Source organism: Stenotrophomonas sp. TWI1151 (genome assembly GCF_039673135.1).
GTDB lineage: Bacteria > Pseudomonadota > Gammaproteobacteria > Xanthomonadales > Xanthomonadaceae > Stenotrophomonas.
Genome location: NZ_JBDJLA010000001.1, coordinates 187658 through 202391, shown reverse-complemented (window position 1 = coordinate 202391; position 14734 = coordinate 187658). Strand labels below are relative to the sequence as shown.

At 67.4% G+C, this 14734-nt stretch carries 14 protein-coding genes; 3 read left to right on the top strand and 11 right to left on the bottom strand.

The annotated features are described in order from the left end of the window. The first annotated feature begins 102 nt into the window (after window positions 1–102). Window positions 103–1152 carry a DUF1176 domain-containing protein gene (locus tag ABE422_RS00880; RefSeq protein WP_346482261.1) on the top strand — a complete coding sequence of 350 codons (1050 nt, stop codon included), beginning with the start codon at window positions 103–105 and terminating at the stop codon, window positions 1150–1152. A 39-nt stretch (window positions 1153–1191) separates the two neighbouring features. Here the strand turns inward: ABE422_RS00880 and ABE422_RS00875 are convergent, their stop codons facing one another. The 8 genes from ABE422_RS00875 to dapB all read right to left on the bottom strand — a co-directional run bounded on the left by ABE422_RS00875 (window position 1192) and on the right by dapB (window position 11008). After that, window positions 1192–1836, bottom strand: a complete 645-nt coding sequence (locus tag ABE422_RS00875) for a hypothetical protein (protein ID WP_346462204.1) — start codon at window positions 1834–1836, stop codon at window positions 1192–1194. Next, window positions 1829–3493: a single-stranded-DNA-specific exonuclease RecJ gene (gene recJ, locus ABE422_RS00870; protein ID WP_346482532.1), complete on the bottom strand. Its 1665-nt coding sequence runs from the start codon at window positions 3491–3493 to the stop codon at window positions 1829–1831. Before recJ ends, ABE422_RS00875 begins: the two co-directional genes overlap by 8 nt. Window positions 3494–3648: 155 nt before the next feature. Further along, on the bottom strand, window positions 3649–4569 hold the full coding sequence (locus ABE422_RS00865; protein WP_313212713.1) for a phosphoglycerate mutase: 921 nt from the start codon (window positions 4567–4569) through the stop codon (window positions 3649–3651). 5 nt (window positions 4570–4574) lie between these two features. Further along, window positions 4575–5039, bottom strand: coding sequence for a transcription elongation factor GreA (greA, locus tag ABE422_RS00860; protein WP_026069738.1), 465 nt, complete (start codon window positions 5037–5039; stop codon window positions 4575–4577). An 8-nt stretch (window positions 5040–5047) separates the two neighbouring features. Then, window positions 5048–8290, bottom strand: a complete 3243-nt coding sequence (gene carB, locus ABE422_RS00855) for a carbamoyl-phosphate synthase large subunit (protein ID WP_313218218.1) — start codon at window positions 8288–8290, stop codon at window positions 5048–5050. A gap of 54 nt (window positions 8291–8344) precedes the next feature. Further along, window positions 8345–8899 (bottom strand): hypothetical protein, encoded by a 555-nt coding sequence (locus tag ABE422_RS00850; RefSeq protein ID WP_346462690.1) that lies wholly within the window; start codon window positions 8897–8899, stop codon window positions 8345–8347. Continuing rightward, complete coding sequence (carA, locus tag ABE422_RS00845) at window positions 8899–10029, bottom strand: glutamine-hydrolyzing carbamoyl-phosphate synthase small subunit (protein WP_313212716.1); 1131 nt, start codon at window positions 10027–10029, stop codon at window positions 8899–8901. Before carA ends, ABE422_RS00850 begins: the two co-directional genes overlap by 1 nt. 241 nt (window positions 10030–10270) lie before the next feature. Beyond that, complete coding sequence (gene dapB, locus ABE422_RS00840) at window positions 10271–11008, bottom strand: 4-hydroxy-tetrahydrodipicolinate reductase (RefSeq protein WP_313212717.1); 738 nt, start codon at window positions 11006–11008, stop codon at window positions 10271–10273. Window positions 11009–11200: 192 nt separating this feature from the next. Between dapB and ABE422_RS00835 the strand changes: the two genes are divergently transcribed. Next, complete coding sequence (locus ABE422_RS00835) at window positions 11201–11602, top strand: MerR family transcriptional regulator (protein ID WP_313212718.1); 402 nt, start codon at window positions 11201–11203, stop codon at window positions 11600–11602. A 54-nt stretch (window positions 11603–11656) separates the two neighbouring features. Further along, window positions 11657–12238, top strand: coding sequence for an NAD(P)H-dependent oxidoreductase (locus tag ABE422_RS00830; RefSeq protein WP_346482260.1), 582 nt, complete (start codon window positions 11657–11659; stop codon window positions 12236–12238). A 45-nt stretch (window positions 12239–12283) separates the two neighbouring features. Here the strand turns inward: ABE422_RS00830 and ABE422_RS00825 are convergent, their stop codons facing one another. The 3 genes from ABE422_RS00825 to ABE422_RS00815 are packed head-to-tail and all read right to left on the bottom strand — an operon-like array spanning window position 12284 to window position 14651. After that, window positions 12284–12538, bottom strand: a complete 255-nt coding sequence (locus ABE422_RS00825) for a DUF6587 family protein (protein WP_346482259.1) — start codon at window positions 12536–12538, stop codon at window positions 12284–12286. Then, window positions 12538–14397: a ferrous iron transporter B gene (locus ABE422_RS00820; protein WP_313218212.1), complete on the bottom strand. Its 1860-nt coding sequence runs from the start codon at window positions 14395–14397 to the stop codon at window positions 12538–12540. The genes ABE422_RS00825 and ABE422_RS00820 overlap by 1 nt, the downstream gene beginning before the upstream one ends. Beyond that, window positions 14394–14651 (bottom strand): FeoA family protein, encoded by a 258-nt coding sequence (locus ABE422_RS00815; RefSeq protein WP_313212722.1) that lies wholly within the window; start codon window positions 14649–14651, stop codon window positions 14394–14396. The genes ABE422_RS00820 and ABE422_RS00815 overlap by 4 nt, the downstream gene beginning before the upstream one ends. Between the last annotated feature and the right edge of the window lie 83 nt (window positions 14652–14734).

The following is a 14734-nucleotide window of genomic DNA, read 5'->3' as shown; positions in this document are numbered from 1 at the left end:
AGAACGGGGTTGAGCGGCGGCAATCGCCTGTTCCGGTCATGGACGCCTCATCCGCGCTGGGCCAAGATCGCCCTCCACGGATTGATGGACCAAGGTTGCCGCATGCGCCTGTTGTTGACCGCCCCGCTGTTGATGGGGCTCGCCCTGCCCGGTTACGCCGCCGCGCCCGTCGAGGGCGTGACGTTCACCCACCACGACTGGACGCTGGCCTGCGACAACACCCGTACCTGTCGCGCCGCAGGTTACCAGGCCGATGACAATGGCGGCGACCCGGTCTCGATCCTGCTCACCCGTGCCGGCGGGCCGGACCAGCCGGTGCAGGCCGAACTGATGCTGGGCCAGTACGACGACAACACCGCCACCCAGCGGCTCAGCCTGCAGATCAACGGCACTTCGCTGGGCCCGATGCAGTTCGATGCCGCCGATGGCACCGCTACTTTTTCCGCCAAGCAGCTCGCTGCCCTGCTCGCCTCACTGACACGCAACAGCCGCATCGAGCTGATCGGCGACGATGGCGCGCGCTGGACGGTCTCTGATCAGGGCGCCTCGGCCGTGCTGTTGAAGATGGATGCGTTCCAGGGTCGCCTTGGCACACCCGGCGCGTTGATGCGCAAGGGCACGCTCGCCGAATCCTCGGTGCCGCCCGCACTGCCGGTGCCGGTCGTGCAGCTGGGCAAGCCGGTGGCCACCCGCCCGGCGGATACCGCGCTGGCCGCATCGCCGGCGCTGCGTGCCGCCCTCGCAGCAGTGACTTCAGCCGACGATTGCGAAGCGCTGGGACCCAGCGGCAGCGTGTCGCCCGGCGAGGAACCCGAAGCGCTGACGGTGCAGCGGCTCAGTGCCGACAAACTGCTGGTCTCGCTGAGCTGCTGGCGCGGCGCGTACAACACCGGTGACGGCTACTGGGTGATCAACGACCGCGCGCCGCACCAGCCGCGGCTGGTCACCACGGCAGCGGTCGGTGATGAGGTGCGCACCATCCAGGAGGCGCACAAAGGCCGTGGCCTTGGCGATTGCTGGTACTCCACCACCTGGGGCTGGACCGGCACGCAGTTCGTCAAGACGGAAGAGAGCAGCACCGGGCTGTGCCGCCTGGTCGCCGCTGGCGGCGCCTGGGAGATGCCGACACTGGTGACCAAGGTGCAGGAATAAACCACTCGATCGACGCGATCACCATTGGCCCGGCGATGCTCAGTCGTCGCCGTCTTCCCAGCCGTCGAACGGGAACAGCGCGGGCAGGATCGTCTCCATGACCGCCATGCTCTGCATGACGGCGTGGTCGGCCGAGTACGGGCGCGAGACTACGGCGTGATGTGCGTGCACAGGCCTGTCCGGTGCGCTGGAGAGGTGTTCGACGTAAGCGACAAGCAGACGTTGCGCGGCCTGATGCCGATCCGGGCCGTCCTGGGCCGCGCGCAGCGCTGCATGCGCGGGACGCAACGCGGCGGCATCGGGCAGGTGGCAGGTGTACGCCAGCGTACCGGTCTGATCGTCGGCATCCCGGTAGTCATCCGGGTCGTCCGAGGGCTGGTAGGCCGTGGCCACGCAGCGGGTCCGGCGTAGCCGCGCCATCACCGCAGCAACCGCATCGTCGACGGTGATCGGACCGGTGGACGCGCCGTCTCCGCCCTCGATCCGTGCGGCCAGTTCCTGCCGCAGCAGCCACGCCACACTTTGGCGCGAGCCTTCCAGGTCCGGGAATTCGAAGCCCTCGCGGGCGGAGAGTTCGGTGCGTGCGGTCTCGTCACCCTGCAGCACGATGCGACTCTGCAGATCGAAGCGTTCGGTAGGCGACAGGCGCATGTGGGTCTGCGCGGTGCGGCTCAGGTCAGGCATCCGCGCAGTGCTCCACGATCAGCTGGATCGCGCCACCGCCCCGGTAGTCATCGCTGACCAGCCGGTAGGCGATATGGACGTGGTTGGCCGGCGCATTGCCGGTCCAGCCGCTGAAGTGGATGGCGCTGACCGGCTCGGGGCGGCCCGGCACGCGCAGGCTCAGCTTGAGATGTTTCTCTTTGAGCACCTGCCAGCGCGCCACCTGGAAGTGACCATCGAACAGTGGCTCGGGGAAGCCCTGCCCCCACGGCCCGGCCAGGCGCAGCGCCTCGGCATGGGCGAAATCCAGTTCCTGCGGCAACAGCTCGCCATCGGTCAGCAGCAGCTGCTGCAACGACAGCGGATCGAGCGTGCGCTCCACCACCTCCACGAAGGCCTGCTCGAACGCGGCCAACTGCGCGTGCGGCAGACTGAGGCCGGCGGCCATGGCGTGGCCACCGAATTTATCGATCAGGCCCGGGTGCGCCGCGTTGACCAAGGCCAGCGCGTCACGGATATGGAAGCCGGGGATCGAGCGCGCCGAGCCACGCAGCGAGTCGCCGCCGGGCTCTGAAGGTGCGAACGCGATCACCGGCCGGTGCAGGCGATCCTTCATCTTGGAAGCCACCAGCCCGACCACGCCGGGATGCCATCCGGCATCGAACAGGCAGGCGGCGACCGGGCGCACGCCCTCGGCACTGAGCACCGCCCGCGACACCGCCAGTTCGGCGTCGTCGGTCATCAGCTGCTGGACGGCGCGGCGCTCGGTGTTGATCGATTCCAGCGTCGTGGCGATCTCACGCGCGTGGGCACGGTCTTCGGTGAGCAACAGCTCGATGCCCAGCGCCATGTCTTCCAGCCGGCCGGCCGCGTTCAAACGTGGGCCGAGCGCGAAACCGATGTCACTGCCGGTAAGCCGCGAGGCGTCACGCCCGCTGGCCTCGATCAACGCCTGCAGCCCCACGCACCCCTGCCCGTTGCGCAGCCGGCGCAGGCCGGCCGAGACCAGGGCGCGGTTGTTGTCATCCAGCGCGACCAGATCGGCGACCGTACCCACCGCGACCAGGTCCAGCAGGGTCAGCAGATCCGGCTCTGGCGTCGTGGCAAACGCGCCCTGCTCGCGCAGGTGGCGGCGCAGGGCCATCAATACATAGAAGATCACCCCGACGCCGGCCAACGCCTTGCTCGGGAAGGCATCGCCGCTGATGTTGGGGTCGACGATGGCATCGGCCGGCGGCAGATGTTCGCCCGGCAGATGGTGGTCGGTGACCAGCACCTTCCAGCCGAGTGCCTTGGCCGCATTGACGCCAGCGTGGCAGGCGATGCCATGGTCGACCGTGACCAGCAGACCCGGATTGAGCGGGGCCAGCTCGGCCACCAGCGATGGCGACAGCCCATAGCCATGCAGCATGCGGTTGGGCACCGCGTGCACCACATCGCGCGCGCCGAGCATGCGCAGGCCGCGCACCCCGACCGCACAGGCGGTGGCGCCATCGCAGTCGAAATCGCCGACGATCAGGATGCGTTCGTTGGTGGCGATCGCATCGGCCAGCAGCGCTACCGCGGCCTGCATGCTGCCCAGCAGATCCGGCGCATGCAGCTGGGCCAGCTTCGGCTGGGCCTGCGCGGCATCGGTCACCCCGCGCGCAGCGTAAAGGCGCTGCAGCAGCGGCAACATGGAGGACGGCCACTCGCCGACGGCGGCGGCAGGACGGCGCTGGATACGGGGTGCTTCAGACTGGGTCAAAACGGGCTCGATCGATGACGTGCGTGACCATGATACCGCCCTGCCATGGGTAGAGCCGGCCGCTGGCCGGCTGCCGATCGTCGCACTCAGAGGTCGTGCAACTGCACCGGCTTCTTCCAGAACCGCCAGCGCTGGGTCTTGTCGATCTCCACGCGGGCGCCGTCCTCGAAATCCAGCACCAGCCGCTTCAATTCCCCGCGAGCAATCGCCGCCAGCAACGGGCGGATCGCCTCATTGCCCAACTGTTCCAGCGAACGCAGCTGACGCAGGTCCACCAGGGCATCCACGGTCTGCTCGCCATCGGCTTGCAGACCCGCGGCCTTGGCCAGCGCCTGCAGCAGCGCATCGCGGCTGCGGACCTGGGCATGCGCGGTGGTCACGCGCTCCGGCAGCTCACCGCCGCCCCAGAACCACAACGAGTTGATCGCACGTTTGCCGTCGGCCACGCGCTGCTGGTTCCACTCGTGCTGGTGCAAAACCACCTGCGCTTCGGTCAGCAGGGCGCGCCAACGGCGGCCCGCATCGCCTTCAGGCAGATGGGCAAACAGATCATCGCCAAGCACTTCATCAGGCTCGGCGAACGCGGGCAGCGTGGTGCCTGGCGGCAGGCGCAGGTACCAGCGTGACGGCACCGGGGCATCCAGCACGAAACCGAACCCGGCAAACAACGGCTGCAACGCCGGCAGCAGGTGCATGACATCGGCCAGATCGGGACGCAGGGTGTCCCCGTGCCCCATCAGGCGAGCACCGTGCATGTCCGGCACCACGTTGGCCGGATCGGCCCGCAGCCACACCGCCCCGTCGGCATCGCCGACATCCAGCTGGCGGGTCAGGGCGGCGGCAGACCACGCGTCCGGCTGCGTCTGGAAATGCCGACGCAGCTGGGCGCGTTCGCCTGCCTCGGCGCTGCGGCGCTGCGCACGCCCCAGCGCCTTGGCGACGTCATCGGGCAACGGCGCCGCCGGAAACCGGCTGCGCGCCGGCAGCAACAACGTCGCCGTGGCCATCGCCGTCAGTCCAGGTACTGGACGCTGACGATTTCGTACTCGCGCTGGCCGGCCGGTGCGTCGATGGTGACCGCATCGCCTTCCAGCTTGCCGATCAAGGCACGGGCCAGCGGCGAGGAGATCGCGATCAGGCCCAGCTTGATGTCCGCTTCCAGGTCACCCACGATCTGGTAGCGCTTTTCTTCATCGCTTTCCACGTCCGACAGCTCGACGGTGGCGCCGAACACCACCTTGCTGCCGGCGTTGAGCTTGGTGATGTCGATGATCTCGGCATGCGACAGCTCACCTTCCAGCTGCTTGATGCGGCCTTCGATGAAGCCCTGCTCCTCGCGCGCGGCGTGATACTCGGCGTTCTCCTTGAGATCGCCGTGCTCGCGTGCCTCGGCGATTGCCGCGATGACCTTCGGGCGCTTGACCGACTTCAGGTGGTCAAGCTCTTCGCGCAGACGCTGCGCGCCCTTCAGGGTGATCGGTGCTCTCATGCGTTCAACTCCTTGTGCAGTTCCTGCAGCGACCAGACGGGGCCGGTGCCGCGGAATTCCAGTGATTGCACCAGCGCCATGGCGCCGGCGATGGTGGTCGAATAGGTCACGCGATGCTGCAGCGCTTCGCGACGGATCGAGAAGGAGTCATTGATCGCCGCGCGACCCTCGGTCGTGTTGACGATGTAGACGATCTCGCCGTTCTTGATCGAATCGACGATGTGCGGACGGCCTTCGACCACCTTGTTGACGATCTCGCAGGCCATGCCGTGCTCCTGCAGCCACGCGCCGGTGCCACGGGTGGCCACCAGGGTGTAGCCGCGCTCGAGCAGTGCCTTGGCGACCGGCAGCACGCGCTTCTTGTCCGGGTCACGGACCGACACGAAGGCCTTGCCCAGCGGCGGTGCCTTGATGCCACCGGCTTCCTGCGCACGCGCGAAGGCGGCGCTGAAGCTGCGGCCCACGCCCATCACCTCACCGGTGGAGCGCATCTCCGGCCCGAGGATCGGATCGACGCCCTGGAACTTGGCGAACGGGAAGATCGCTTCCTTGACCGAGTAGTAGCCCGGCACGATTTCCTTGGTCGCGCCCTGCTCGGCCAGCGTCTTGCCGGCCATGCAGCGCGCGGCGATCTTGGCCAGCGGCATGCCGGTGGCCTTGGAGACGAACGGCACGGTGCGCGAGGCACGCGGGTTCACTTCCAGCAGGTAGACGATGTCTTCGCCGTTCTCGCCAGCCTGGATCGCGAACTGGGTGTTCATCAGGCCGACCACGTTCAGGGCCTTGGCCAGCTCCACCACCTGGCGACGCAGCTCGGCCTGGGTCTCGGCCGACAGCGAGTACGGCGGCAGCGAGCAGGACGAATCGCCCGAATGCACGCCGGCTTCTTCGATGTGCTCCATCACGCCGCCGATCAGCACGTTGCCGTCCTTGTCGGCAATGATGTCCACGTCCACTTCCACCGCGTTGTCCAGGAAGCGGTCCAGCAGCACCGGCGAATCGTTGGAGACCTTCACCGCGTCGCGCACGTAGCGGGCCAGATCGGATTCGCCGTAGACGATTTCCATCGCGCGGCCGCCCAGCACGTAGCTCGGGCGCACCACCAGCGGGTAGCCGATCTCGCGCGCCAGCAGCAGGGCTTCCTGGTCGTTGCGGGCGATGCGGTTCGGCGGCTGCTTCAGGCCGAGCTTGTCGACCAGCTGCTGGAAGCGCTCGCGGTCTTCCGCCAGATCGATGGAGTCCGGCGAGGTGCCGATCACCGGCACACCGTTGGCTTCCAGCGCGCGCGCCAGCTTCAGCGGGGTCTGGCCACCGTACTGGACGATCACGCCCTTGGGCTGTTCCAGCTCGACGATCTCCAGCACGTCTTCCAGCGTCAGCGGCTCGAAGTACAGGCGGTCGGAGGTGTCGTAATCGGTGGACACGGTTTCCGGGTTGCAGTTGACCATGATGGTTTCATAACCATCCTCGCGCAGCGCCAGCGCGGCGTGCACGCAGCAGTAGTCGAACTCGATGCCCTGGCCGATGCGGTTCGGACCGCCGCCCAGGATCATGATCTTGTCGCGGTTGCTCGGCGCCGCTTCGCACTCGTCCTCATAGGTCGAGTACAGGTACGCGGTGCTGGTGGCGAACTCGGCGGCGCAGGAATCCACGCGCTTGTACACCGGGCGCACCTTGTGGGCACGACGCAGCGCGCGCACGGCCGCTTCGTTGGTGCCGGTCAGTTCGGCCAGGCGGGCATCGGAGAAACCGGCGCGCTTGAGCTTGCGCAGACGTGCCGCATCCAGCGCGTCGATGCCGTCGGCGGCCACCTCGGCTTCGGCCTGGATGATCTCTTCGATCTGGTCCAGGAACCACGGGTCGATGTGCGAGAGCGCGAACACCTCTTCCACGCTGAAACCGGCGCGGAACGCATCACCCACGAAGAACAGGCGCTCCGGGCCCGGGGCCTTGAGCTCGCGCTTGATGGTGGTGATGTCGTCTTCGTTGGACAGGTCCAGGCCGGTCGGGTCCAGGCCGATCTTGCCGGTTTCCAGACCACGCAGCGCCTTCTGCAGCGACTCCTGGAAGGTGCGGCCCATCGCCATCACCTCGCCCACCGACTTCATCTGGGTGGTCAGGCGCGCATCGGCCGCCGGGAACTTCTCGAAGGCGAAGCGCGGAATCTTGGTGACGACGTAATCGATCGACGGCTCGAACGAGGCCGGGGTCAGGCCGCCGGTGATCTCATTCTTCAATTCGTCCAGGGTGTAACCCACGGCCAGCTTGGCCGCGACCTTGGCGATCGGGAAGCCGGTGGCCTTGGAGGCCAGCGCCGAGGAACGCGACACGCGCGGGTTCATTTCGATCACGACCACACGGCCGGTGGTCGGGCTGATGCCGAACTGCACGTTCGAACCGCCGGTATCCACGCCGATCTTGCGCAGCACGGCGATGGAAGCATCGCGCAGGCGCTGGTATTCCTTGTCGGTCAGGGTCTGGGCCGGGGCCACGGTGATCGAGTCACCGGTGTGCACGCCCATCGGGTCCAGGTTCTCGATCGAGCAGACGATGATGCAGTTGTCGGCGGTGTCGCGCACCACCTCCATCTCGAATTCCTTCCAGCCCAGCACCGACTCTTCCACCAGCACTTCGGTGGTCGGCGACAGTTCCAGGCCGCGGGTCACGATATCGACCAGCTCTTCGCGGTTGTAGGCGATACCGCCACCGCTGCCGCCCAGGGTGAAGCTGGGACGGATGATGGTCGGGTAGCCGACGCGGGTCTGGATGTCGATCGCTTCTTCCAGCGTGTGCGCGACCGCAGCGGACGGGCACTCCAGGCCGATCTCACCCATGGCCACGCGGAACAGCTCGCGGTCTTCGGCCATGCGGATCGCATCGCGCTTGGCGCCGATCAGCTCGACGTTGTACTTCTCCAGCACGCCGTTGTCGGCCAGGTCCAGCGCGCAGTTCAGCGCGGTCTGGCCGCCCATGGTCGGCAGCAGCGCGTCGGGCTTTTCCTTGGCGATGATCTTCTCGACCGTCTGCCAGTTGATCGGCTCGATGTAGACGGCGTCGGCCATCTCCGGGTCGGTCATGATGGTGGCCGGATTGCTGTTGACCAGCACCACGCGGTAACCCTCGTCGCGCAGTGCCTTGCAGGCCTGCGCGCCAGAGTAGTCGAACTCACAGGCCTGGCCGATGACGATCGGGCCTGCACCGATGATGAGGATGGTTTTAAGGTCAGTGCGCTTGGGCATTGTCTTCTCTAAGTCTGGACAGCGAGGCAGATGGGGGTGATCGCACGCTGTCGATCAGGAAATATCGTCGGGGTTCAGCGCGATCCGGCACTGGTCCTGCAGTCCTTTCGCCAGCTGCACGCCGATGTCGTCGGGCAGCTCCGATTCGATGTCGAGCGTGGCGATGAAGCGGGTGTAGGCCGGGCTGGTCAGAAACGCCGCCACGTCGGCGCGTTCCTTTTCACTCAGGTCGGCGTTGGCCTTGGCGGCAATCGTCGATGGATTGGCACCGGCGAAGGCCGAGGCGAGGCTCTTGCCGCCCGGGGTCCCCAGGAAGCGCGACCACTCCGCGATCACCTGGTCGCCGTCGTTGCCGAGGCCGCTGATCACCGAGCGACGGAACTGCGCGTCGAGCAGGCCCTTGATCGGCGCATACGCGCACTGGCGATCGGTCTCGGGCAGCGCATTGAGCGCCGGCACGTTCTCGACCATCAGTTTGGCCATGTCCGTGCCCAGCGTGCCCAGGCCCAGCGACTGGACCACCGCCCGCACCTCGGCATCCGTGGCCGGCGCGGCCTGGGCCACACCGGTGAGGCACAACAGCGACAGCAGCAGCGCGGGGCTGCGCATCACGCCTTGGCCTCGGCCATCAGGGTCACGAAGCGATCGAACAGCGGGCCGACGTCGTGCGGGCCCGGCGAGGCTTCCGGATGGCCCTGGAACGAGAACGCCGGCACGTCGGTGCGGGCGATACCCTGGTTGGTGCCATCGAACAGCGAACGGTGGGTCACGCGCAGGTTGGCCGGCAGCGACGCCTCATCGACCGCGAAGCCATGGTTCTGCGAGGTGATCATCACGCGGCCGCCGTCCAGATCCTGGACCGGGTGGTTGGCGCCGTGGTGGCCATGGCCCATCTTGACCGTCTTTGCGCCGGAGGCCAGCGCCAGCAGCTGGTGGCCCAGGCAGATGCCGAAGACCGGCACTTTCTTCTCGAGGAAGGTCTTGATCGCGGCGATCGCGTAATCGCACGGTTCCGGATCGCCCGGACCGTTGGACAGGAACACGCCATCCGGATGCATCGCCAGCACTTCGGCGGCCGGGGTCTGCGCCGGCACCACCGTCAGCTCGCAGCCGCGCTCGGCCAGCATGCGCAGGATGTTCAGCTTGGCGCCGAAGTCATAGGCCACCACCTTGAAACGCGGTGCGGCGTTGACGAAGGCATTGCTGTCCAGATCCAGCTGGCCCTCGGTCCAGGTGTAGCGCTTGTCGGTGCTGACGACTTTGGCCAGATCCATGCCCTTGAGGCCGGGGAACTTGCGTGCCGCTTCCAGCGCGGTGTCCACGCTCAGGCCTTCGCCGGCCATCAGCGCACCGTTCTGGGCGCCGCGCTCGCGCAGGATGCGCGTCAGCTTGCGGGTATCGATACCGGAGATGGCAACCACGCCGCGCTGGATCAGCCAATCCTGCAGCGACACCTGGCTGCGCCAGTTGCTCGGGCGGCGCGGCACATCGCGCACGATCAGGCCGGCCGACCACACCTTGGCCGCTTCATCGTCCTGGTCGGTCATGCCGGTGTTGCCGATATGCGGGTAGGTCAGCGTGACCATCTGCCGGGCGTAGGAAGGATCGGTCAACACTTCCTGATAGCCGGTCATGGCGGTGTTGAACACCACCTCACCAACGGACAGGCCGGGCGCGCCTACGGATTCGCCCTCGAATACGGTGCCGTCTTCGAGGACGAGGATTGCGGCTTGGGTCACGGAAATCTCACTTTGGCTACCGAGGGGTCGCCGAAGTCACGCCTGCGCTTCACGAAAAAGCGGCTGCAAAAAAGCGCGGACTGCGGTTCTGGACCGGTCCGGCTGTCGTGATTCGGCGAGCGGGAATTGTAAAGGCAAGCCGGGTGCGACGCCAGTATCCGCGTGCAATTGCCCTGTTCAGGCCGACGGAGGGCGCAGCGCCGGTTCAGGCGCGCGCCCATCCTGCCCGGAGGCCCCCAATTCAGACGGCGGGCGGCGTGGCCCCATCCAGCAGATCCCGGACCCGGTAGCTGCCCGGCGCGCGGCCCGGCAGCTGGCTGGCCGCAAACAGGGCCCCACGGGCAAAAATGTCCCGATTGGTGGCACGGTGGGTCAGCTCGATGCGCTCGCCCAGCCCGGTGAACTGGACCAGGTGCTCACCGACGATGTCGCCGGCGCGCAGGCTGGCGTAGTGCGGGTGCGCCCCGCCCTTCTCCGCCGCCGCGCCCAGGGTCAGGGCCGTGCCGGAGGGCGCGTCCTTCTTCTGGGTGTGATGGGATTCGACGATGTCGCAGTCCCAGCCGGCCAGTGCAGCGGCAGCCCGCTCGACCAGCTCGTCCAGCACCGCCACGCCCAGGCTGAAGTTGGAGGCCCAGACCAGTGGAATCCGGCCGGCCGCCTGGATCAGTGCCTGGCGCTGCGCCTCACTGATGCCGGTGGTGCCGGACACGAAGCCCGCACCGCGCTCCACGCACAGCGCCAGCACCGGATCGAAGCCCTCGGGCAGGCTGAAATCGATGGCGACATCGAACTGGGGGGCACCAGCCAGCTCGCTGCTGGCGAAATGCGGCACGCCCTCGACCACGCGCTGGGCCGGCGAGCGGCGGTTCACCGCGGCCACCACCTGCAGGGCGGGATTGTCAGCGGCAAGGCGGAGCAGCGCCTGGCCCATGCGGCCGGAGGCACCGTGGATGAGCAAACGTAGGGGAGTGGTAGTCATGCATGCAGGCTAGCGGGTGGCAGCGACGATGTACAAGAGGAAAACCACCCACGGCTTGCTACGCTGGCCGACCGGTCCGTCTCTGGCAGCCTCTCCATGCAGCGTTTGAAACAGCGCCTTCCCGTCGCCCGCAGCGCACCCGACCTCGGTCATCACCTGACGGTGCATGGCGGGCTGATGCGGGATTGATCCATGCGCATCTCCGACATCGCCCGACGCAGCGGCGCGAGCCAGAAGGCCATCCGCCTGTATGAAGCACGGGGCCTGCTGGCGCCGATCCCGCGGGTCAATCGCTACCGCGACTACAGCGAACAGGATCTCCACCTGGTCCAGCTGATCCGCCAGGCGCTGACGCTGGGGTTCCGCCTTGCCGACGTGGCCTGCCTGCGTCGTGCCGATGGCGGCATCGATTGGCCACGCGTACAGACACTGCTGGTCACGCGCCAACTGGCGGTACGCGCAGACATGGAGCGCCTCCACCAGCTTGACCAGGCACTCACCGTTCTACGCGATGAGGTGGCCGAACTCGTCGTCCACGGGGATACCGGCGCACTGGAAAGCTGCATGGCTGCTGGCGACTGCCGGGCCGCTTGACTCTGCCCCATGGGGCAGACCGCAGGCTTGCGCTCCCCTCCTGCGAGTTCGCCCATGACCCGCTCCATCGTCATCCTGCTTGGCCACCCCGACCGTGACAGCCTGTGCGGCGCAATGGCCGAGCGCTACCGGGACGCCGCGCAGGCGGCCGGGCACTGCGTCCACCTGTTCGCCCTGGGCGAGGCCGATTTCGATCCTGTCCTGCGCCATGGCTACCGGCAGATCCAGCCGCTGGAGCCGGACCTGCAGGAGATCATGGCCGCCATTGCCCAGTGCAACCACCTGGTGCTGGTCTACCCGACCTGGTGGGGCGGCATGCCGGCACTGTTGAAGGGCTTCTTTGACCGTGCCTTCCTGCCTGGCGTCGCGTTCCGCTATCGCAAGGATTCGGTGTGGTGGGACCGGTTGCTCAGTGGGCGCAGCGCGCGGGTGATCACTACCCTGGACACCCCGCCCTGGTACTACCGCTGGGTGTACCGCATGCCCGGATATCAGCAGATCCGCCGCACGATCCTGGAATTCTGCGGGATCAAGCCGGTCAGGATCAGCGGATTTGGCCCGGTGCGCAGCACCGCGCTGGCGCAGCGTGAGGCCTGGTTGCGGCAGGTGGAGCGACTGGGCAACCAGGGCCGCTGACTGTGTTCCTGCAGGGGAATCCACGCAAGGCGTGGATCCCGCCCCTCAGTGCTGCTTCGGCGCCGTGGGCCCACAACTGTCGCAGCCGCCACACGCACCACCGCCACCCGTGGCAGGTGGCGCGATCCTGCGCCCCAGCGCCTGCAACCAGGCGGCGCGCTGCGGTTTGACCAGCCCCAGCGCGATCGCCCCGCGTGCCTTGCGCACGGTACCCGGGAACTGCTTCTTCATCACCACCCACGCGCTGAAAAGCACGGCCAGCGCGATCACGATGTACTGCAGCAGCAGACCGGTCTCCATCAGCCGCCGCCCAGTGCCACGGTCACCTGATAGGTGATCAGCGAGGCGATGTAGGCGGCCGCGAACAGGTAGAACGTGGCAAAGCCCATCTGCTTCCACGAGTTGGTCTCACGCTTGATCGTGGCCAGCGTGGAGATGCACATCGGGGCGTAGATGTACCAGACCAGCAGCGACAGCGCGGTGGCCAGCGACCAGCCATCGCTGATCAGCGGGGTCAGCGCCTGGCTGGCGGCATCGTCATCGGCGGCGGACAGCGCGTACACCGTGGCCAGCGAGGCCACCGCCACTTCACGCGCGGCCAGGCCCGGGATCAATGCGATGCAGATCTGCCAGTTGAAGCCCAGCGGCGCGAAAAACACCGCCATGGCATGGCCGATCTGACCGGCGAAGCTGTAGTCGATCGCCGGCATGGTCGCGTTCTCCGGCGCCCCCGGGAACGACAGCAGTACCCACAGCAGGATGGTCAGCGCCAGAATGATGCCGCCCACACGCTTGAGGAAGATCATGCCGCGCTCGTACAGCCCGACCGCCAGATCGCGCGGGTGCGGGATGCGGTAGGACGGCAGTTCCAGCATCAACGGATGCTCGCTCTTGTCGCGGCGCCACTTCTTCATCGTCCAGGACATCAGCAGCGCGCTGAGGATGCCGGCCGCGTACAGGCCGAACAGGACCAGGCCCTGCTGGTTGAAGACGCCCCAGATCTGCTTCTGCGGGATGAAGGCGCCGATCAGCAGCGCATACACCGGCAGGCGCGCCGAACAGGTCATCAGCGGGGCCACCAGGATCGTGGCGAGCCGGTCGCGCGGGTCCTGGATGCTGCGGGTGGACATGATGCCCGGCACCGCGCAGGCGAAGCTGGACAGCAACGGGATGAACGAGCGCCCGGACAGACCGGCCGCGGCCATCATGCGATCCAGCAGGAAAGCCGCGCGCGGCAGGTAACCGGATTCTTCCAACGCCAGGATGAAGGCGAACAGGATCAGGATCTGCGGCAGGAACACGATCACGCCCCCCACGCCGGCAATGATGCCGTCGGTAAGCAGGCTGTTGAGCGGGCCTTCCGGCAGCGCGCCACCGATCCAGCCGCCCAGTGCCGCCGTACCGGCCTCGATCAGGTCCATGACCGGCGTCGCCCAGGCATACACCGCCTGGAAGATCAGGAACATCACCACGGCCAGGGTCAGCAGACCGAACACCGGATGCAGCAGCCAGCGATCCAGCGCGTCATCGATCTTCGCCGTACGTGTCGGCATGCTCACCGAAGCGGCCAGGATGTCGCGCACCTGGGCGTGGTAATCGGCCTCGGCGGCAGGCACCGCCACCGGGGCCTGCAGGTGCGGCACCATCGCATCCAGGCGCTCGACCAGCTGGGCCGCGCCGTTGCGGCGCACCGCCACGGTCTCCACCACGGGCACGCCCAGGGCCTGTTCCAGCGCCTGCACGTCGATCTTGATGCCGCGGCGCTGCGCCGCATCGACCATGTTCAGCGCCACGATCATCGGCTTGCCCAGCTCACGCAGCTCCAGCGCGAAGCGCAGGTGCAGGCGCAGATTGGTCGCATCGATCACGCACAGCAGCACGTCCGGCGCGGCCTCGCCCGGGTAAAAGCCCCGGCACAGATCACGGGTGATGGCTTCGTCCAGGCTGGCCGGCTGCAGGCTGTAGGCGCCCGGCAGATCGAGCACGGCGAACTCGCGCCCGGACGGTGCACGCAGGCGACCTTCCTTGCGCTCAACGGTGACGCCGGTGTAGTTGGCCACTTTCTGGCGGCTGCCGGTGAGCTGGTTGAACAGCGCGGTCTTGCCGCTGTTCGGGTTGCCGACCAGGGCGATGCGCAGGGCGTTGCTGGCGGTACTCATGCGCGGGCCTGCTGGGCCTGCAGCGCGGTCACCACGATGCGGGCGGCTTCACTGCGGCGCAGCGCGAAGCGCGTGAACCCTACCTGCACCAGCAGCGGCTCGGCGCCGACGGGACCACGGGCGACCAGACGCACCTCTTCCCCTTTGACGAAGCCAAGCTCCTTCAGTCGGCGGGCGATCGCATCGTTTGCGTGTGTTTCCTGCACGGACTCCACCACGGCGGAGCTGTACAGCGCCAGATCGGACAACGTCACGGAGCGCCTTCTCGATGATAGGAATGGTTATCAATTCTACCATCGACGCGCCGCGCCATTGCCCGTGACCGATGGCCCGCTAT

What these genes read in the sequence shown, in the direction of transcription:
- ABE422_RS00880 (WP_346482261.1), top strand. Translation starts at nt 103, where the DNA reads ATGCGCCTGTTGTTGACCGCCCCGCTGTTGATGGGGCTCGCCCTGCCC.
- ABE422_RS00875 (WP_346462204.1), bottom strand. Translation starts at nt 1,836, where the DNA reads ATGCCTGACCTGAGCCGCACCGCGCAGACCCACATGCGCCTGTCGCCT.
- recJ (WP_346482532.1), bottom strand. Translation starts at nt 3,493, where the DNA reads ATGTTGCCGCTGCTGCAGCGCCTTTACGCTGCGCGCGGGGTGACCGAT.
- ABE422_RS00865 (WP_313212713.1), bottom strand. Translation starts at nt 4,569, where the DNA reads ATGGCCACGGCGACGTTGTTGCTGCCGGCGCGCAGCCGGTTTCCGGCG.
- carB (WP_313218218.1), bottom strand. Translation starts at nt 8,290, where the DNA reads ATGCCCAAGCGCACTGACCTTAAAACCATCCTCATCATCGGTGCAGGC.
- ABE422_RS00850 (WP_346462690.1), bottom strand. Translation starts at nt 8,899, where the DNA reads ATGCGCAGCCCCGCGCTGCTGCTGTCGCTGTTGTGCCTCACCGGTGTG.
- dapB (WP_313212717.1), bottom strand. Translation starts at nt 11,008, where the DNA reads ATGACTACCACTCCCCTACGTTTGCTCATCCACGGTGCCTCCGGCCGC.
- ABE422_RS00835 (WP_313212718.1), top strand. Translation starts at nt 11,201, where the DNA reads ATGCGCATCTCCGACATCGCCCGACGCAGCGGCGCGAGCCAGAAGGCC.
- ABE422_RS00830 (WP_346482260.1), top strand. Translation starts at nt 11,657, where the DNA reads ATGACCCGCTCCATCGTCATCCTGCTTGGCCACCCCGACCGTGACAGC.
- ABE422_RS00825 (WP_346482259.1), bottom strand. Translation starts at nt 12,538, where the DNA reads ATGGAGACCGGTCTGCTGCTGCAGTACATCGTGATCGCGCTGGCCGTG.
- ABE422_RS00820 (WP_313218212.1), bottom strand. Translation starts at nt 14,397, where the DNA reads ATGAGTACCGCCAGCAACGCCCTGCGCATCGCCCTGGTCGGCAACCCG.